At 66.9% G+C, this 17,676-nt stretch carries 15 protein-coding genes and 1 pseudogene; 6 read left to right on the plus strand and 10 right to left on the minus strand.

Annotated elements, in window-relative coordinates; translation table 11 throughout:
- Window positions 1–54: 54 nt before the first annotated feature.
- Complete coding sequence (locus tag QTI17_RS02430) at window positions 55–684, plus strand: FMN-dependent NADH-azoreductase (RefSeq protein ID WP_286530782.1); 630 nt, start codon at window positions 55–57, stop codon at window positions 682–684.
- A gap of 410 nt (window positions 685–1,094) precedes the next feature.
- On the opposite strand, the gene QTI17_RS02435 is transcribed toward QTI17_RS02430, so the two are convergent.
- Window positions 1,095–5,921, minus strand: coding sequence for an NAD-glutamate dehydrogenase (locus QTI17_RS02435; RefSeq protein ID WP_286530784.1), 4,827 nt, complete (start codon window positions 5,919–5,921; stop codon window positions 1,095–1,097).
- Between the two features lie 169 nt (window positions 5,922–6,090).
- Between QTI17_RS02435 and QTI17_RS02440 the strand changes: the two genes are divergently transcribed.
- The gene (locus QTI17_RS02440; RefSeq protein ID WP_286530785.1) at window positions 6,091–6,348 is read left to right on the plus strand and encodes an SWIB/MDM2 domain-containing protein; all 258 of its coding nucleotides are present in this window, start codon (window positions 6,091–6,093) and stop codon (window positions 6,346–6,348) included.
- Between the two features lie 158 nt (window positions 6,349–6,506).
- Here the strand turns inward: QTI17_RS02440 and QTI17_RS02445 are convergent, their stop codons facing one another.
- Both QTI17_RS02445 and QTI17_RS02450 read right to left on the minus strand, forming a co-directional pair.
- The gene (locus QTI17_RS02445; protein WP_286530786.1) at window positions 6,507–7,103 is read right to left on the minus strand and encodes an Ntn hydrolase family protein; all 597 of its coding nucleotides are present in this window, start codon (window positions 7,101–7,103) and stop codon (window positions 6,507–6,509) included.
- Complete coding sequence (locus tag QTI17_RS02450) at window positions 7,094–7,513, minus strand: penicillin acylase family protein (protein WP_353506688.1); 420 nt, start codon at window positions 7,511–7,513, stop codon at window positions 7,094–7,096. The genes QTI17_RS02445 and QTI17_RS02450 overlap by 10 nt, the downstream gene beginning before the upstream one ends.
- A gap of 137 nt (window positions 7,514–7,650) precedes the next feature.
- Here QTI17_RS02450 and QTI17_RS02455 point away from each other — a divergent pair, with 137 nt between their 5' ends.
- From QTI17_RS02455 to QTI17_RS02465, 3 genes and pseudogenes are all read left to right on the plus strand, one after another.
- The gene (locus tag QTI17_RS02455; RefSeq protein ID WP_286530787.1) at window positions 7,651–7,881 is read left to right on the plus strand and encodes a hypothetical protein; all 231 of its coding nucleotides are present in this window, start codon (window positions 7,651–7,653) and stop codon (window positions 7,879–7,881) included.
- Between the two features lie 316 nt (window positions 7,882–8,197).
- A complete protein-coding gene (locus tag QTI17_RS02460) occupies window positions 8,198–8,395 on the plus strand; it encodes a hypothetical protein (RefSeq protein WP_286530788.1) in 198 nt (65 codons plus the stop codon).
- Window positions 8,396–8,422: 27 nt separating this feature from the next.
- Window positions 8,423–8,554 (plus strand): annotated as a pseudogene (locus tag QTI17_RS02465) (ABC transporter substrate-binding protein); the annotation flags it as partial.
- Window positions 8,555–8,623: 69 nt separating this feature from the next.
- Here QTI17_RS02465 and QTI17_RS02470 read toward each other — a convergent pair.
- From QTI17_RS02470 to QTI17_RS02500, 7 genes are all read right to left on the minus strand, one after another.
- The gene (locus QTI17_RS02470; protein WP_286530790.1) at window positions 8,624–9,445 is read right to left on the minus strand and encodes a MetQ/NlpA family ABC transporter substrate-binding protein; all 822 of its coding nucleotides are present in this window, start codon (window positions 9,443–9,445) and stop codon (window positions 8,624–8,626) included.
- A gap of 143 nt (window positions 9,446–9,588) precedes the next feature.
- Window positions 9,589–10,656, minus strand: a complete 1,068-nt coding sequence (locus QTI17_RS02475) for an ABC transporter ATP-binding protein (protein WP_286530791.1) — start codon at window positions 10,654–10,656, stop codon at window positions 9,589–9,591.
- Window positions 10,657–10,680: 24 nt separating this feature from the next.
- Complete coding sequence (locus QTI17_RS02480; RefSeq protein ID WP_286530792.1) at window positions 10,681–11,604, minus strand: carbohydrate ABC transporter permease; 924 nt, start codon at window positions 11,602–11,604, stop codon at window positions 10,681–10,683.
- Between the two features lie 7 nt (window positions 11,605–11,611).
- Window positions 11,612–12,499: a carbohydrate ABC transporter permease gene (locus QTI17_RS02485; protein ID WP_286530793.1), complete on the minus strand. Its 888-nt coding sequence runs from the start codon at window positions 12,497–12,499 to the stop codon at window positions 11,612–11,614.
- Between the two features lie 11 nt (window positions 12,500–12,510).
- Complete coding sequence (locus tag QTI17_RS02490) at window positions 12,511–13,866, minus strand: ABC transporter substrate-binding protein (protein WP_286530794.1); 1,356 nt, start codon at window positions 13,864–13,866, stop codon at window positions 12,511–12,513.
- A gap of 14 nt (window positions 13,867–13,880) precedes the next feature.
- Complete coding sequence (locus tag QTI17_RS02495) at window positions 13,881–14,837, minus strand: TauD/TfdA dioxygenase family protein (RefSeq protein ID WP_286530795.1); 957 nt, start codon at window positions 14,835–14,837, stop codon at window positions 13,881–13,883.
- Between the two features lie 131 nt (window positions 14,838–14,968).
- A complete protein-coding gene (locus QTI17_RS02500; protein ID WP_286530796.1) occupies window positions 14,969–16,585 on the minus strand; it encodes a rhodanese-like domain-containing protein in 1,617 nt (538 codons plus the stop codon).
- 132 nt (window positions 16,586–16,717) lie between these two features.
- On the opposite strand from QTI17_RS02500, the gene QTI17_RS02505 reads away from it, so the two are divergent.
- A complete protein-coding gene (locus QTI17_RS02505) occupies window positions 16,718–17,653 on the plus strand; it encodes a fatty acid desaturase (protein WP_286530797.1) in 936 nt (311 codons plus the stop codon).
- The last annotated feature ends 23 nt before the right edge of the window (window positions 17,654–17,676 follow it).

Here is a 17,676-nt window from a genome sequence, read left to right on the forward strand (position 1 = left end):
GTCGTTCTTAGACTGATCACCTTCCCTCATGCTTCCAACCTGAAAGACCGGATGATGAATATCCTGCATGTCAGCTGCAGCCCCCGTGGCCGCGCCTCTGAAAGCCATCGGCTCTCCCAGGAAGTAATTGCGCACCTGCTGAAAAGCAGGCCGGCTGCCAAAGTGGTGGAGCGTCTGCTCGGTGAAGGCGCCTTGTTGCGCATCGACGAAGACTACGCACTGTCGCAGCAGTCGTCCGCGGACGCGTCGAAGGCGGGAACGGCGGCAACGTCCGAAGAGCTGATCAAGGAGCTCGAGCAGTCCGATTGCCTCGTCATCGCAACGCCGATGCACAACTACACCGTCCCTGCGGCGTTGAAACTCTGGATCGACCACGTCGCTCGCGTGCGACGCACCTTCGATGTCGGTCCGAACGGGAAGGTCGGGTTGTTGTGCGACCGCCCTGTCTTCGTTGCCGTGGCCTCGGGCGGCAGATTCTCCGGCGAAGGTTCACGGCAGCCGGACTTCCTGACGCCCTACCTGAAAGCCATCCTGGGCATGATCGGCCTTCGCGACGTGAGCTTCTTCTGTGTCGAAGGTGTCGCCTCCGGCCCGGCAGCGGTTGCAGGGGCGAGGGCGCAGGCAAGGCTGGCCCTGCAGCATCACTTTGCTGCCGGGCTTCGGGGGAGCGCTCCTTCCCGTTGACTACCGCGTGTGCAATGCCCGCTGCTCGACCCCGGCACCCGGCCACCGCGCATGCAACTTGGCTTGCGGCCAATCGCGTCGGATGCGGTGTCCATCAGCGGGTAGCGGCGCGTCGTCTTGGGTGGAGGCGCTGCGCGAACCGCCCTCGACCCCATCGGGGTCATATTCATTCAACGCCCTATCTCCAGCTCGGCGGGATCAGCGCAAGCGCGTCGGGGTCGGAAAGCGCGTACCGCCGCACCTAGGGCTCAGGGCGGCGAATCGCCTCAATGGCGGCCGACTTCCGCTACGAATTCACGGCGAAGGCGACTTTCGCGTGTGCGGAGCCCGCGTTCACGATGTCTGCGCGATCAGTTCCAGCGGCACGACTTCGACTTCTCCACCGGCCACGCTGCGCCGCCATGCAGACACTACGCCAATGCCCGCAGTTCCCGCAATGCAACAGACAACATCGAGGCATCAGGCGCCGGCACCGCACGCAGTTCGCCCATCAACTCCGCCGCGCGTTCGAGCGACCGGCCATTGGTGGCGCGCCATGCCTCGACGAGTACCGCCGGCGACTCGTCGCCGCCCCCGGCAAGCACCGCGCCAGTGATCGAGCGCTGCAGGCTCGACAGGTCGTCGAGCATCGCGGCTTTCGCAAGCATCTGCCAATGCTGGTCCCCGGGCAGCGCCCCGATGCGCTCGCGCAGCCACGGCATGCCGAGGCGATTCGCGAGGTCGAAGTAGATCACTGCCACGAGTGCCACCGGCCGACTGGCGCTGCCGGCGATCTCTGCGATGTCGAGCGTCGCGTACAACGAGTCGAAAGTGACGACGCGCTCGGCCAGTTCGCGCGGCACGCCGCCGGCCACATAGTGCGAGACCGCGGTGTCGACGCGGGCCCGCTCGTCGGGGGCCAGCAGTTCGGTCAGCCGTGCCGACAGCGCCTCGACGTTCGGCGTGAAGTGTGCAATGGTCGATTCCATGTCCTCGTTCAACCGCCGCGAGCGCAGGAACCACTTCGTGCCGCGCTCCAGTTGCCGGCTGGTGTCGATCAGCAGGCTGGACTGCACGGCGTCGTCGATGCGGTTGTCGAGCGCTTCGATGGACAGCCACAGCGGCACCATGCCGAAGATCTCGCGGCTCATGAGATAGGCGCGCACGACCTCGAACGCACGGGCGCCGGTGGTCTCGACCAAGCGATGCACGAAGGTGCTGCCGATCCGGTTGATGGCGCTGTTGGTGACGTGCGTGGCAATGATCTCGCGCCGCAGCGGATGCCTGGGCATGTAGACCGCGAACTTCTCGCTCAGCAGCTTCGGGAAGTAGCGCGCCAGCGCCGTCGCAACCCAGGGGTCGTCGGGCAGCGGCGAGGCCAGCAGTTCGTCGTAGAGCCAGATCTTGCTGTAGGCCAACAGCACCGCGCGCTCCGGACTGGTCAGGCCCTGGCCTTGGGCACGGCGCTCGGCCAGTTCTTCGTCGGACGGCAGGTACTCGATCGCACGATGCAACCGCCCGGCTTTCTCGAGGTACTGCATGAACCGGGTTTGCGCATCGAGCAGTTGTGGCGCGATGCGCCCTGTGACCGACAGCACCTGCGTCTGGAAGATGTTGTCGCGCAGCACCAGCGCGGCCACGTCGTCGGTCATCTCCGGCAGCAGCGCATTGCGTTGCTTCTCGGTGAGCTCGCCTTCGGTGATGGGGAGGCCGACCAGGATCTTGATGTTGACCTCGTGATCCGAAGTGTCGACGCCGGCCGAGTTGTCGATCGCGTCGGTGTTGATGCGCCCACCCGCCTGCGCGAATTCGATCCGGCCCAATTGCGTGCAGCCGAGGTTGCCGCCTTCGGCGAGGACCTTGCAGCGCAACTCCCCGCCGTTGACGCGCAGGGCGTCGTTGGCACGGTCGCCCACCTGCGCGTGGCTCTCGCTCGCGGCCTTCACGTAGGTGCCGATGCCGCCGTTGTAGATCAGGTCGACCGGGGCCTTGAGGATGGCATTGACCAGTTCGGTCGGCGTGAGCGCGTCGGCGGTGATGTCGAGCACCTTCTTCATCTGCGGCGTGATCGGGATCGACTTGGCGCTGCGCGCATGGACTCCACCGCCTTCGGAGATCAGCGACGCGTCGTAGTCGGCCCACGATGATCGCGGCAGCTTGAACAGGCGCTGGCGCTCGGCAAAGCTCTTCGGCACATCGGGGGTCGGGTCGAGAAAGACGTGCCGATGGTCGAACGCCGCCACGAGCCGGATGTGCGGCGAAAGCAGCATGCCGTTGCCGAACACGTCGCCCGACATGTCGCCGATTCCGGCCACCGTGAATTCGGTCGTCTGCGTGTCGATGCCCATCTCGCGGAAGTGGCGCTTCACTGATTCCCAGGCTCCGCGTGCCGTGATGCCCATGACCTTGTGGTCGTAGCCCACCGAGCCGCCGGAGGCGAAGGCGTCGCCGAGCCAGAAGCCGTATTCCTTGCTGACGCCGTTGGCGTAGTCGCTGAAGGTGGCCGTGCCCTTGTCGGCCGCAACCACGAGGTAGGGGTCGTCATCGTCGTGGCGCCTGACCTGCGGCGGCGGCACGATCGTGTCGCCGACGCGGTTGTCGGTGATGTCGAGCAGGCCGCGCAGATAGTCCTGGTAGCAGGCCACGCCTTCGCGCAGGTACGCATCGCGGTCGCTCGCCGCGGGTGCGCGCTTGAGCACGAAGCCGCCCTTGGAGCCCACCGGCACGATCACGGTGTTCTTGACCATCTGCGCCTTCACGAGGCCTAGCACTTCGGTGCGGAAGTCTTCCGGCCGGTCCGACCAGCGCAGCCCTCCGCGCGCGACCCGGCCGCCGCGCAGGTGCACGCCCTCGAAGCGGGTCGAGTAGACGAAGATCTCGAACATCGGCTTGGGCGCCGGCAAATCGGGCACCTTCGAGGAATCGAACTTGAACGACAGGAAATCGCGCTGGCCGCCTGCCGCATCGCGACGCCAGTAGTTGGTGCGTGTGGTGGCGAGGATCAGCGCGAGGTATTGCCGCAGCACTCGGTCTTCAGACAGGTTGGCCACGTTCTCGAGCGCGGCTTCGATCTCGCGCACCTTCTCGCCCGCCAGCGTGTCGGCGCCGGCCGCCTGCGCCGGATCGAAGCGCAGCTTGAACAGTTCGACCAGCGCGCGCGCAACGGGAGCGTTCGCCGCCAGCGTGCTCTCCATGAACGGCTGCGACAGCGCGAAGCCGATCTGCCGCATGTACTTCGCGTAGGCGCGAAGCACCACGATCTCGTGCGCGGGCAGGCGCGCTGCGAGAACCAGGCGGTTGAAGTCGTCGTTCTCGACCTTGCCGCCGAGCACGGCGGCGAAGGCGTCTTCGAACACCGGCCGCAGCGCGTCGACCTCGACCTCGGCATCGCCCAGCGCACTGCGCAGGCCGAAATCGTGGACCCAGATCGGCGATGCGCCCTGCGGTGCGAGCCGGTGCGGATGTTCGTCCAGCACGCTCATGCCCAGGTGTTCGAGCATCGGCAGGCTGGTCGACAGGATGAGCGGTTCGCCGCGCCGCAGCACCTTGAAGCGCAGCGTGCCCGGCGCCGCTTCGAGCGGCCGGTAGAGATTCATGCCGATCGGCTGCGCGTCGCTCAGCCGTTCCATCAGTTCGATGTCGTGCACGGCGGTGCGCGCCGCGAACTCGTCGCGGTAGCCGGCCGGGAAGGCACCGGCGAACCGGCGCAGCAGTTCGTTGCCGCGCGCTTCGCCGGTGGTCTCGATCAGCGCCGACTTCAGGTCGTCGTCCCAGCGGCGGGCGGCGGCTACCAGGCGCTGCTCGACCTCGTGCACGTCGAAGGGCGGGATCTGTCCGGGCCGGGTGCGGACGGTGATCTGGATCAGGGCCAGGACCGATTCCGACAGATGCACATTGAACTCGGAACTGGTGCCGTTGAAGGCCTGCACCAGGATCGCCTGCCATTTCTCGCGCAGCTCGGTCGTGTAGTTCTCGCGTGGTGCGTAGATCATGCACGCCACGAAGCGCTCGAAGGGGTCGCGCCGCACGAACAGGCGAAAGCGCTGGCGCTCGCCCAGGTGGAGGATGCCCATGGACGTGGACAGCAATTCGTCCGCGCTGGTCTGGAACAGCTCGTCGCGCGGATAGGTCTCGAGGATGTTGACAAGCGCCTTGCCCGAATGGCTTCCGCTCGCGAGGCCGGCGCGCAAGACCACGTCAGCCACCTTGCGCCGCAGCAGTGGAATGTCGGCCGGGCTGGCGCTGTAGGCCGTGGAAGTGAACAGGCCGAGGAAACGGTCTTCGCCGCAGACAAGGCCTTCGGCATCGAAGCGCTTGATGGCGATGTAGTCAAGGTAGCCGGGCCGGTGCACGGTGGAGCGCGAGGTGGACTTGGTGACCACCAGCAACTCGGGCCGGCGTGCGTAGGCGCGCACCTCCGGTGGCAGCGCCGCGAAGGCGGCAGTCGGGTCCTTGATCACCTCGCGCAGGATGCCGAGGCTCGAATCCGGCACCACCTTGAGCGCGTCCTCGCCGTCGACCTTCACCAGCTCGTGGCTGCGGTGCCCGAGGAACGTGAAGTGATCGTCGGCCAGCCAGCGCAGGAAGGCCTGGCCTTCGGCAAGTTCCTGCGGCGGGATCGGCGGGGCGCGCTCGTCGAGGCCCTGGACGATGCCCAGCACGCGCTCCTTCATCGTCTTCCAGTCGGCCACGGCCAGCCGCACGTCGCCGAGCACTCGCGCCAGGTCGGCAGCGAGCGCCTCGAGCCGGCCTGCGTCGGCCACGCGGTCGACCTCGACATGGATGAACGACTCGCGCCGCGCATCGGGCGAAGGCGCTTCTGTCGCCAGCCCCTGGAGCGTGCCCTCGCTGTCGCGGATCACCGCGACCAGCGGATGGATGATCAGGTGCAGGGTCAGCCCGTGGCGGTTGACTTCCATCGTCACCGAATCGACGAGGAACGGCATGTCGTCGTTGACGATCTCGATGATGGTGTGCGTCGACTGCCAGCCGTGCTCCGCGATCGTCGGGTTGAAAACGCGCAACCTGGCGCGCCCCGGTTCGCGCTTTCGCGCGAAGCTCCAATGCGAGAGCGCGGCGCCATACAGGTCGGCGATCTGGCGGTCGGCCAGGTCTTCAGGGTCCACCTGGCCAAAGTACTGCCGAACGAACGCTGCAAGCAGATCCGCCTGGTCCGTGGCGACCTTGGCGCGAATCAGGCCAACGACCTCGTCCACGCGTTCGCTTGGGCGTCCAGCCTCGGGTGCATCGGTTTCCATGCTTGCCTCCTGATCGGTGTGTGTCCAGCCACTGTGGAAGCGACCGGGCGGAAAAGCAAGACCCATACGCCGCAGCTGGCGCGGGCCGCGCGGTGACCGCCTGTTCGGAACCGCGCCCAGCGAACCGTTTTTGGGGCGCTCGTAGAATTCACGCTTTGCCGAGACGAACATGACCACTGCCAAGAAGCAAACGGCGTTCACGCGCCCCCTGACACCCAGCGTCGAGCTCGCAGCCGTCATTGGCTCCGCAGCCCAGCCTCGAACCGAGGTCACCAAGCTGCTGTGGGACTACATCAAGCGGAACAACCTCCAAAACCCGGCGAACAAGCGCAATATCCTTTGCGATGCCAAGCTTCAAGCGGTGATGGGCAAGCCCGAGGTGACGATGTTCGAAATGTCGGGTCTTGTTGGGAAGCATCTGTCCTGAAGAGCGTCGCCGCACGCAGCCGGCCTACCCGCGTCACTCCCTTCGGGCGGTCGAACTGGGTCAAGTGACCGGGATGCTGACCTCCATAGGCTGGAAGCAGCCCTTCGCCCCTGCCTGCCGGTCCGCGGAAGTCCTGGGTGTGATGAATCCCGGGCCCGTCAGGGGCTCACAGTCAACGTCCTTGTGGACTCCAGATGTGCATCGACCCGCCGAGTCCCGACTGCGTCCTGCTTGCAGGAGCTCGCTTCGAATAGAGACATCTGGTCGTCGTAGTGCTTGGCCTTGTTTTTGAGGCCTGCGCTGACAAAGCCGCTCTGCCCGGCGCCATCAACGAGCACATCTCCACGGCGTTCTTTCGCAGAATCACTCGGAATCCCGCGGTACCGCGGTTTTGGTATGGCGCCGCCTCCTGGTCTCCCGCTGCCCACGGCACGCCAATGGCATTCGTCCTGGAGAACCGGCGCTTTGGGACTGGTGTCCGCCACTTGGCCATTCAGGAAGTCATAGCGTTGCGGAACGCCGGAGGAAGCGCTCTGAAGGGCATTGAACATGAGCTTGGACGCTCGGGCAGGCTGGAGGCTTCCCGGTGCGCCTCCCGTCAGCGGCGCGTACCCCAGGTCGACCAAGGAGTTGAAGACGCCGGCCGGCAAGTCATCCTTCAGGACCGCAACGGTCATCGCCTTCAACCATGCCTGAAGAATCGTGACACCGGGCCCGTCGTACCGGCCGTCCTTGTCGGCGTCTCTCAGACGCATGTCCCAAGCGACGAGTGCATCCGCTGCCTTTCGTGCCAGGTCTGACACAGGAAGCGTGGCGGTGGCCGATTTGATGACGGCACAAAATAGCGAGCATTGAGGTCTGCCACAGCCCATGCGATGGTTCCGTCGGTGCCGAAGAGGACAGGCAGCAGTCCGATGGGCGTCATGCCGGTCAGGTCATAGCCTGCGCCGTGAAGGCCGATGGCGGTCACGAAGGCGGGGTTGTTGAAGCCCTGCTGGGGGCCGTTGTGGAGGATGGCGATGCCATCGGACGTCTTCGAGGGGCCCAGGACCCAAGCGTTCTCAGGGCGAAATGAGAACCATCCTTTGCCTCGCGCGCGTGCGTGCCGGCGGCAACGCTCGTGGGTCCTCCAGCCACCGCATCTGCTCGTAAATCTGTTGCCCAGTGGCTGCGCCTTTCTCTGCCTTCAGCTGGTTCAAGAATGCAAGATTCGCGACCTCGGCGCTTCCCCCAGGCAAGTCATGGCACCATGAGCGCTTGCCAAGGTCGCGTCCTGGCCCGTAAAAGCCTGCAAAATTCAAAATGATGGTCCCTATAGTCTTCGTTGCGTTCAAGGTTCTCGTGTTCGGCACGGGGATGTTCTTCGCCATCAAGTGGCACTATGAGCAAGGGAAGAAGGGGAAGGAGAAGCAGAGCGCGGTGCTATGCGCGGGCGGCAAGGTGGCCGCAGTCTTCGTGCTATCGCTCCTGGGCCTCTCGCTCCTTGCCTTTGGCCTTGGCAGGGTGCTCGGTTTGGACTTGACCTTCCCATGACGGCAAAGAAATGGTCGACCGATATCCATACGGATCAAGTAGCGTGGCAATGCCCGCGAAGCCGGGCGGCACGCCAGTTGCGTTGCGCGCACTGACATTGTTCTAGAGTCCGATACGCGCGCTGGAACTGCAGCAGTCGCCGCTCAGGGCTTCAAGGCGATCCCCTGCCTGCGCATCACGCCGCAGCCGAACCTCTAGCCGTCGTGCCCGGACCGCACCTCGGCCCCAACGGAAAGCGCATCTGCAAACTCGCATTCCTTCGTTTGCGGGCCCGCTGCGCGTCCGCAGAATGCCCAGGACACGGAGTTCAAAGCGCATGCACATCGAGTCGACACCTGCCCAGCAAGCCCGCCACGTGGTCGAACGCACCGGTTCCGCCTGGCGCATCGCGCCGGCGTCGCCACGCGAAGTGGCGCGGTGCGCGCCGCGCGTCCATGTGCCGGCGCGGGTCGTGCTGCGCATCCAGGCGGCCGCGGTGGCTGCGGGCCTGCCGCTGCTGGCGCATTCCTGGTGATTCAAATTCAAATGCCAATCCGATCCCGTGGCCCAGGAGGCGCCTTCGCCGACCGCGCAGGCGATCGTGGTGCGTGCCGACTCGCCGCTCAAGTCCCTCGGAGACCTCAAGGGCAAGAAGGTCGGCGTGGCCAAGGGCTCCGGAGGCCACTACCTGCTGCCGCGCCGGGTCGACACCCTGCAGGCCGGGCTCTTTCAACCCGTCCGATAAGCCCAACGTCGGGCCGCTTCAGAACGCCGGCACGAGCGCGCCGCTGAACTTGGTCTCGATGAAGCTCTTCACCTCGGGCGAGTGGTAGGCCTTCACGAGCTGCTGCGCCCACGGCTTGTCCTTGTCGGCACGGCGCACCGCGATGATGTTGGCGTAGGGGCCCTTCGGCGCCTCCTTGAGCACCGCATCCTTCGCCAGCGTCAGCCCGGCCTTCTCGGCATAGTCGTTGTTGATCGAGGCGATCGTCAGGTCGTCCAGCGAGCGCGGCAGCTGCGCGGCGTCGAGCGGCACCAGCTTGAGCTTCCGGGGGTTGGACACCACGTCGAGCGGGGTCGCGCTGTTGTTCTTCACGGCCTCGGGCTTGAGCGTGATGAGCTTGGCCTCCTGCAGCAGCAGCAGCGCGCGGTTGCCGTTGGACGGGTCGTTCTGGATGCCGACCGACGCGCCGTCGGGCAGCGCATCGATCGACTTGATCTTGCGCGAGTAGAAGCCCAGCGGCGCGGTGATCGTCAGGCCCACGGGCACGATGTCGAAGCCGCGCGACTTGTTCTGGTTGTCGAGGAAGGGCTGGTGCTGGAAGGCGTTGGCGTCGAGATCGCCGGCCGCCAGCGCGGCGTTGGGCAGCTGGTAGTCGTTGAACACGACGACCTCGACGGCCAGGCCGTCGCGTGCCGCCGCCTTCTTGACGACTTCCCAGATCTGCTCGCCGCTGCCGACGGAGACGCCGATCTTCAGGGCTTTCCTGTCCTGCGCGTGCAGCGTGCCGCCGATGGTGAAAAGGGCCATGGAGGCAAGGGAGAGCGCGGCGATCAGCGCGGCGCGGCGGTGGACAGGAAGCATGGGAATGGGCATGTCGAATGAAAGAGCCATCACTGTGACGGCCGTCGGCCCGGCAGGGAACGAAGGAAAACGCGCAACCTTATGCGCCGGGCGTCGAGCGGTGGCGCGCCGGCGGCAGCACGCAGTCGGACAACGTGGGGCGGTCAGTTGAGGCGCTGCCCGCCGGCCGCGTCGAAGAGGTGCGCCTCGCCGGGCACTGGCCAAAGCGCCAGACGGTCGCCCGGCCGGGCGCCGATCCGGTCGCGGAACGCCGCCATGACGGTCTGGCCGGCCAGGCGAAGCGCCACCTGTGTCTCGGCGCCGGTGGGCTCGACCACGATCACATCGGCGGAAAGTCCGCGGCTCGGGTCGATCGTGAAATGTTCGGGGCGAGTGCCGTAGAGCACGCGATCGCCGTGAGCGCCGCGGGATGCCGACGTCAACGGCAGCCGCAAGCCGTCGTCCGTCAGGACGGAGGGGGCACCGTCGAGCTGCAGGCGTCCCGGTATGAAGTTCATCGCCGGCGAACCGATGAAGCCCGCCACGAAGGCATTCCGGGGCCGGTCGTAGAGCTCGAGCGGTGCCCCGACCTGCTCGATCAGGCCGTCCTTCAGCACCACGATCCGGTCGGCCATCGTCATCGCCTCGACCTGGTCGTGCGTCACGTAGACCGTGGTCGTTCCCAGGCGCTGGTGCAGGGCCTTGATCTCGGTGCGCATCTGCACCCGCAGCTTGGCGTCGAGATTCGACAGCGGCTCGTCGAAAAGGAAGGCCTGGGGCTGCCGCACGATGGCGCGACCCATGGCGACGCGCTGGCGCTGGCCGCCCGAGAGCTGGCGCGGCCGGCGATCGAGCAGGTCGCCGAGGCCCAGCGTTTCGGCCGCCTGCCGCACGCGGCGGGCGATGTCGGCGGGCTTCAAGCCCTGGATCGTCAGGCCGAAACCGAGGTTCTGGCCGACCGTCATGTGCGGATACAACGCGTAGTTCTGGAACACCATCGCGACATCGCGATCGCGCGGCGCCACGTCGTTGATGCGCCGGTCGCCCAGCAAGATCTCGCCTGCGTCGATGCTCTCGAGGCCGGCGATCATGCGCAGCAACGTGGACTTGCCGCAGCCGGACGGGCCGACCAGTGCGACGAATTCGCCGTCGCGGATGTCGATGTCGATGCCGCGGATGACGGGCGCAGGACCGAAGTTCTTGGCGAGTTGGCGGATGGTGATGGAGGCCATGAGGAGGTCGGAAAGGGGGGAGGGTCAATCCTTGACGCCGCCGGCCGTGAGGCCGCGCACCAGGTACTTTCGAACCAGCACGGTGAACACCACGACCGGAAACATCACGAGCGTGCCGCTGGCGGCGATCTTGGTCCACTCCCAGCCCTCGTATTGCAGGAAGTTGACGATCGCCACCGGCGCCGTGATGGCGTTGGTGCGGGTCAGGATCAGCGCGTAGAAGAAGTCGTTCCACGAGAAGATGAAGCACAGCACCGCGGTGGCCGCGAGTCCGGGGGCGGTGAGCGGCAGCGACACGCGCCAGAAGGCCTGCCAGATGCCGCAGCCGTCGATCCAGGCGGCTTCCTCCAGGGTCGCGGGCACGGCCTCGAAGAAGGTCTGCATCAGCCAGATCACGATCGCGAGGTTGAAGGTCAGGTAGACGATCGCGAGGCCGATCACGGTGTCCTGCAGGCCGAGGTACTGGTAGGCCAGGAAGAAAGGGATCGTGAAGGCGATCGGCGGCGCCATGCGGGTCACCAGGATCCACAGCGCGATGCGGTCGCGGCCCTTGAAGTTCCAGCGCGTCAGCGCGTAGGCGGCCGGCACGCCGATCAGGAGCGAGAAGCCGGTCGACAGCGTGCTGACCAGCAGGCTGTTGCCGAAGGACTTCGGGAAGTTGCCCTGCAGCAGGCTGATGAAGCCGTCCAGTGTCGGCGTGAACAGCAGGCTGTCGTCGAAGATGTCGGCCGCAGGCCGGAAGGCGAGCTGCACCAGCCAAAGGAAGGGCGACAGCACGACGACCAGCAGCAGCGCCACCGTGAGCGCGCGCGCATGCCGCGAGAGCCAGGATCGACGCCGCGTCGCGCCTGCGAGGCTGCCCGCCGCGCGCACAGGGCCCGCGGCGATGCCTTCGTCGTGGCCGAGCTCGATCTTGTCGGCGCTCCAGGTTCCACTAGCACTTGTCATGGTCGCTTCAGCCCAGTCTGCCGACCAGCCAGCTCAGCAGGAAGACGCCCACCAGCATCACGGTCGCGATGGCGCTCGCGTAGCCCCAGTAGGAAAAGTTGAAGGCCTGGATGAAGCCGTAGAAGTTCGTGACCTCGGTGACGCTGCCCGGGCCGCCATTGGTCAGCACGTAGATCAGCGGGAAGGCCTTGAAGCTGTCGATCAGTCGAAACAGCGCGCACACGACCAGCACCGGGCGGATGTACGGCAACACGATATGACGGAACAGCTGCCAGCGGCTGGCGCCCTCGAGCGTGGCGGCCTCGATGGGGTCGTCCGGGATCATCTGCAGAGAGGCCAGCACCATCAGCATCGTGAACGGAAACCACTGCCAGGTATCCGCGAGCGAGATGGCCCACAGCGCGGTGTCCGGGTTGGCGATCAGCGAGCGAACCGGCCAGCCCAGCGCTTCGAGGCCGCGGTGGAGCGGGCTGACGTCGGGCGTGTACATGATCTTCCAGATCAGCGCGACCACGATCGGCGGCAGCACCATCGGGATCAGGAACACCGTCCGGGCGCCTTCGAGCACGCGGGACTTCCCGTTCAGCAGCAGCGCCAGGCCGAGGCCCGCGGCCAGCTGCAGCAGCACGCTCGACGCCGACAGCTTCAGCTGCACCGCGATCGATGCGAGGAAGCGGCCGTCGTGCAGCAGCTGCCGGTAGTTGACCAGCGGGTCGTCGAAGCGGAAGGTGCCCGAAGGATCGGTGAGCTGCAGCGGCGTGAAGCTCGCCACCAGCAAGGCGGCCGCCGGCACCAGGGTGATGAGCAGCAGCACCGCCAGCGCGGGCGAGAGGCCGGCGAGGAAGGCCCGCCGCCGCTCGCCCTGCCAGCCATCCGCGGAGAGCGCGTGCGCCATGACTCAGGCCCTCACAGCTTGGCGCCCGAACGCTTGAGCTCCGCGATCGTGTTGGCCTGGGCTTGCTGGAAGGCCTGCTTGGCCGACAGCTGTCCGCTCGCGATCAGCTCGATGGCCTTGTTGAGTTGCTGGTCGACCTGCGGATAGACCGACACCGTGCGGTACTTCATGTGGCCGGTCTTGGCGGCGAGCTCGATCGAGTCGAGCGCCAGCTTCGCGAGGTCGCTGCCGTTGATGACCTGCTTCTCGCGGAACGCCGTCGAGTCGATGTCGGAGCGCCGCGCCGGCGATCCGTAGCCCGCGGCCACGGCGCGGCCCGTGGTCTGCTTGCTCAGCGCCCACTGGATGAAGGCCCAGGCGGCCTCCTTGTTCTTCGAGCCGGCCGGAATGCCGAGGCCGTGCACGGCAGTGCCGGGGAACCGGCCCGCCGGGCCCTTGGGCACCAGGCCGAACTTCACGGTCTTGATCGTCTTGCTGGTGGCGGGGTCGCCCAGTTGCGCGAGGTGCAACTGGCCGGCGTCGGTGAAGTTGACCCTGCCGAGCTTGAGCGCCTGCGTGACCTGGTCCGGCTGGTAGGTGATCGCGCCGTCGGGGCCGAATTCCTTCAGCAGGTTGGCGTAGTACTCGCCGGCGGCGATCGCCTCGGGCGTGTCCAGCGTCGGGAACAGGTCGTCGGGTGCCTTGCGAAAGACGTCGCCGCCGAAAGCGTGCAGGTAGGGCACGAAGGTCCAGCCGTAGTGGTTGTCGGCGACGAAGCCGGCCACGCGCTCCTTCTTGTTGACCGCGCGCAGCACCTTGACGAGGTCGTCGGTGGTGTCGGGAAAGCCCAGGCCGGCCTTCTCGACCAGGTCGAAGCGCGACGATGCGGTGAGCAGGGCCTCGGCGGTCCAGGGGATGCCGTAGAGCTTGCCATCGCGCCCGGTCTCGGGCGCACGGGCACCTGCCAGGAAGTCGTTGACGTCCCAGTCGGCCGCGGTCAGGTTGGGGTTGCGGATGAAGTCGTCGAGCGGCGTCAGCCAGCCCGAGTTGATCCAGCGGCTCGAGTAGATGAAGGTGACGTTGACGACGTCGTAGGCCGATCCCTTGGTCGACAGTTCGAGGTCGGCACGCTGGTTGTAGACCGGGAATGAAGGCGCATCGAAGTTCACCTTCGCGCCCGTGGCGGCCTCGAACTCGGGCAGCCAGCGCTGCAGCAGCGTCGGATAGGCGGCGCTGAAGGTCGAGACGTTGAGTGTCACGCCGGCGAATTTCTTCGCGCCACCCTGGGCGGCGGCCAGACGCGGCAGCAGCGCGCCGGCACCCAGTGCGGCGCCGGCCTGCAGCAAGCCTCGGCGGCGGCGATCGAAAGTCGAGAGTTCGTATGTCATGAGGGGTTGCAGGTTCAGGCGGTGGCGGAAATGACTTCGTCGATGCGCGCGTCGTTGGTGGCTTCGGGCCGGCTACGGGTGCGGCTGCGCTGGCCATCGATCGAGACCGCGGTCTCGCCGTGCACCGTGACGCGGCGCACCAGGCGCGGCTGGTTGCCGTAGTCGTTGATCGCGAAATGCTGCGTCGCGCGGTTGTCCCAGATCGCGACGTCGTCCTGCTGCCAGCTCCAGCGGACGGTGTTCTCGAGCCGCGTCACGCGGTTCTGGAGGATCTCGAAGATGCGAGCCGATTCCGCGGTCGACAGGCCGACCAGCTTCTTGACGAAGTGGCCGAGCAGCAGCGAACGCTCGCCCGACACCGGGTGCACGTGCACCACCGGATGCTCGGCCTCGTAGACCGCCGAGACGAACACCTTGCGGTGGTGGGTCAGGCGTTCGGCCTCGACCACCACGCGATCGGCGCCGTAGTCGTAGTCGTTGCTGTGCACGGCCCAGAGCTGGTCGGCGAGTTGCTTGAGCTGGGCCGGCAGGCGTTCGTAGGCCAGGGCCGTGTTGGCCCAGACGGTGTCGCCGCCATAGGCCGGGATCTCGACGGCGCGAAGGATCGATATCTTCGGAAAGGCATCCACGAATGTCACGTCGGTGTGCCAGGAGTCGGCCCGGCCGCCGCCCTTGGAGGCATCGAGCTCGAACAGCTTCGTGCCTTGGGGGGACGGCACCGTGGGATGCGCGACGGTGCGCCCGAAGCGGGCGCCGAACGCCTGGTGCTCCTGGTCGTCCAGGTGTTTCTGGCCACGAAAGAACAGCACCTTGTGCTTCACCAGCGCGGCGTTCAGCTGCTCGACGATGTCGGCGTGCAGATCGGCACGCAGCACGAGGTTCTGCACCTCGCCGCCGATGTTGCCAGCCACGCGCCGGATGCGCAGGTCGCCGATGCTGGTGTCGAGGGATGAAGGGGTGTCGTGGCTCATCGAGGGATCTCCTGGAAGCATGGAAGTCGTCGGTCGGGATTCGGCGGCCGATTCTGCGGGCCCTTCATCGGATCCCGAACGACCGAATCGTTGAATTCAAATAAGCGAATGATCTGAGCGGTCGAGCGCGTTCAGAACAGCCGGAACCGGACCGTGGGGTCCTGCGCGACCCTGGCACCGAGGCCACGTTCCCACGCCAGGTAGTCGGCCCATGCACGGTCTCGATGCAAGGCCGACACCCGCATCACCGAGCCCCAGTCGTCCTCGAAGGACGTCAGCAGTTGGGCGGGTTCCCAGCTCTGCGCGGTCGGCCGTCCGGCTGCCTGCCATGCCGCGGTTCCGCCGCGCAGCCAGTCGAATCGGCGTTCGGGCCAGCGCTCACGGGCCTGGGCTGCGACCCATCGGGCCGCATGACCATCCGGTGACGCGAAGACGATGCGGAGCCCGGCTTCCAGCAATGCGGCCAGTGGTGTCAGCGTGCTGGGCAGCAGGAAGTCCGCGGCTGGCAGATGCCGACCTTCGAAATCGGCACTGGGACCCACGTCGACCACCCGCACGCGCGTCGGCTCGGAGTCCAGCAGCGCGGCCACTTCGTCGGCCGCAAGACCTGCGCCGGCGGCCGCCGCGATGGCCTCGAACGCATCGGCCATCGCGGTCGATGCGGCGTTCGCGGCCCAGGAGGCAGGGGGTTCGCCATCGAGGATCCACACCTCGGACTGGTTGAGCTGGCGCAGCCAGAAGGCGGTGATGGCCGCGCGCAGGTGGTGCGGATCATCCAGCAGCACGATGCGGGCGCCGCGGGTGCCGACCAGGTTTTCGAAATGCATCAGCAGTTGACCGCCGGCGACGCTGCGAATGTCTGGTGCGGCTTCGGCGCCCGGCCGCAGGTCGAACAGGTAGAGCGTCCGGTCGCTTTCCGCCCGCCACCGTGACAGGGTGTCCGGCCGGAGCAACGGCAGTCGATGGCGCCCGATCAGCGCATCGGCGCGACGGCGCAGTTCCGCGTCGGGCGCGACGGGCAGATCGGCGGCGGGCCGCGCGTCGCTCCGCACCGGCGCGCCGTCCAGTGCCCACTGCATCACGCCGTCTTCCAGGAAGTGCGCATCGGAGTGGCCGAGCAAGCGCAAGGTGGTGCTGCCGATGATGCCGCGGGTGCGGCTGAAGCAGTGGACCAGCCAGGGTCCGGGCTGCCCTTCGGAGGGCCACTGGCGCAGTGCGAGTTCGGTGCCGGCGTGGTTGTGGGCCCCGGGCAGCGACAGGAAGGCATATTCGTCGGCTGGCCGCGCATCGATCAGGGTCGCCGACCGGCCCGCTTCGCGCAGGGCCCGCAAGGCTGCACCGGGAAGGGTCGGCGTCGCGTGGCGCGCCAGCACCTGGCCGCCGAAGGCCTTGACCAGGGTCGCATAGCCGTCGATCAGGGGCAAGCCTGCCGCCTGCCAGCCAACCGTTCCGCCGGCCAGCACCCGCACATCGGTGTAGCCGAGGCGGGCCAGCAATTTCGCGGCACGCGGCGCCGGACCCTTCGGATCACCCGCATCGACCAGCACCACCGGTGTGCCCTGGCGCGGAACCAGCGCCTGCACCTCGAGCCCCAGGGAGGACAGCGGCGCGAGCCGCGCGAGGTTCAGGTGGCCGTCGACGAAGGCACGCGCCTCCCGCACGTCGAGCAGCGCCAGTTCCTGGTCGCCGAGCAGCAGGGCATGGAGCGCCTGGACCGTGATCGACGAGGGAGAGCAGGAGGCGGGCATGGACGAGCGAAGCTACTCCACATGGAGGCCGCGGCCAAGCAGGCTCGGCGCATTTGCTCATGCGCAATGGGAGCAAGCGAATGCATCGAACGGGCCCAAGATCGACCGCCGATCGCCGCCCAACCCGCCCGCATGACAACGCTCGCCCGCACCCTCTCATCGGACGTCAAGGGCGCCGCGCGCTGGTGGCAGCGCTGCGAGGCGCCGACCCTGGTGCTGGCCGTGGGGGTCTATTCGGCCTGGGCGGCGCTGGTCTACTGGCATGCCGCGATGGGTGCCGTCGCGCTGTTCGTGCTGGGTGGCTGCATCGCTCAGCTGCACTCCTCGCTGCAGCACGAGGCCATTCACGCGATGCGCCGAATTCCGAGGCCCCTTCGATGGGCCCTGGTCTGGCCGCCGCTGAACCTGTGGCTTCCGTACCCGCTCTATCACCGGAGCCACAGCGTCCATCACGTCAACTTCCATCTCACCCATCCGCAGAAGGATTCGGAAAGCGTCTACCACTCGGCCGCGGCCTGGGCCGGCTACGGACCGGTGCGCCGCGCGGTCATCGCCGCCAACCAGACCCTGGCGTTCCGGCTGATCGCGGGGCCCTGGCTGTGCCTGGGCAACCTGGTGCGCTCGGAACTGCGCCGGTTCGCGGCTGGCGACTTTTCCCACTCCGGCATCTGGTTCGTGCACGCGGTGAGCATGGCGCCGATCCTCTGGTTCGTGATGTCGGTATCTGACATGAGCCTGGTCAGCTACCTGCTCTGCTTCGTCTACCCGGGCATGATGCTGGGCGCCCTGCGTTCCTTCACCGAACACCGCTGGGACGACTCGCCGCACGAGCGGGTGGCGATCGTCGAGTCGAATCCCGTCTTCGGACTGCTGTTTCTCAACAACAACCTGCACCATGTGCATCACCGTTGCCCGACGATGCCGTGGTACGAGATACCCGGCCACTTCCGCCGCAACAGGGCCGCGATCCTGGACGCCAATGGCAACTTCTACTACCGCGGCTACTGGCAGATCGTCAGGCGCTATCTGTGGCGGCCGATCTTCGAGCCGGTTCATCCGCACTGGTGAGGTCGCCAGCAACACGGGACAAT

Origin of the sequence: Variovorax sp. J31P179, from assembly GCF_030316985.1 — a bacterium.
GTDB classification, from domain to species: domain Bacteria; phylum Pseudomonadota; class Gammaproteobacteria; order Burkholderiales; family Burkholderiaceae_C; genus Variovorax; species Variovorax ginsengisoli_B.

Excerpts from the sequence above, each read along its gene's own strand:
- QTI17_RS02505 (WP_286530797.1), top strand. The coding sequence starts at position 16,718 with ATGACAACGCTCGCCCGCACCCTCTCATCGGACGTCAAGGGCGCCGCG.
- QTI17_RS02480 (WP_286530792.1), bottom strand. The coding sequence starts at position 11,604 with ATGACAAGTGCTAGTGGAACCTGGAGCGCCGACAAGATCGAGCTCGGC.
- QTI17_RS02475 (WP_286530791.1), bottom strand. The coding sequence starts at position 10,656 with ATGGCCTCCATCACCATCCGCCAACTCGCCAAGAACTTCGGTCCTGCG.
- QTI17_RS02500 (WP_286530796.1), bottom strand. The coding sequence starts at position 16,585 with ATGCCCGCCTCCTGCTCTCCCTCGTCGATCACGGTCCAGGCGCTCCAT.
- QTI17_RS02485 (WP_286530793.1), bottom strand. The coding sequence starts at position 12,499 with ATGGCGCACGCGCTCTCCGCGGATGGCTGGCAGGGCGAGCGGCGGCGG.
- QTI17_RS02435 (WP_286530784.1), bottom strand. The coding sequence starts at position 5,921 with ATGGAAACCGATGCACCCGAGGCTGGACGCCCAAGCGAACGCGTGGAC.
- QTI17_RS02495 (WP_286530795.1), bottom strand. The coding sequence starts at position 14,837 with ATGAGCCACGACACCCCTTCATCCCTCGACACCAGCATCGGCGACCTG.
- QTI17_RS02440 (WP_286530785.1), top strand. The coding sequence starts at position 6,091 with ATGACCACTGCCAAGAAGCAAACGGCGTTCACGCGCCCCCTGACACCC.
- QTI17_RS02470 (WP_286530790.1), bottom strand. The coding sequence starts at position 9,445 with ATGCTTCCTGTCCACCGCCGCGCCGCGCTGATCGCCGCGCTCTCCCTT.
- QTI17_RS02490 (WP_286530794.1), bottom strand. The coding sequence starts at position 13,866 with ATGACATACGAACTCTCGACTTTCGATCGCCGCCGCCGAGGCTTGCTG.
- QTI17_RS02455 (WP_286530787.1), top strand. The coding sequence starts at position 7,651 with ATGATGGTCCCTATAGTCTTCGTTGCGTTCAAGGTTCTCGTGTTCGGC.
- QTI17_RS02460 (WP_286530788.1), top strand. The coding sequence starts at position 8,198 with ATGCACATCGAGTCGACACCTGCCCAGCAAGCCCGCCACGTGGTCGAA.
- QTI17_RS02445 (WP_286530786.1), bottom strand. The coding sequence starts at position 7,103 with ATGCGTCTGAGAGACGCCGACAAGGACGGCCGGTACGACGGGCCCGGT.
- QTI17_RS02430 (WP_286530782.1), top strand. The coding sequence starts at position 55 with ATGAATATCCTGCATGTCAGCTGCAGCCCCCGTGGCCGCGCCTCTGAA.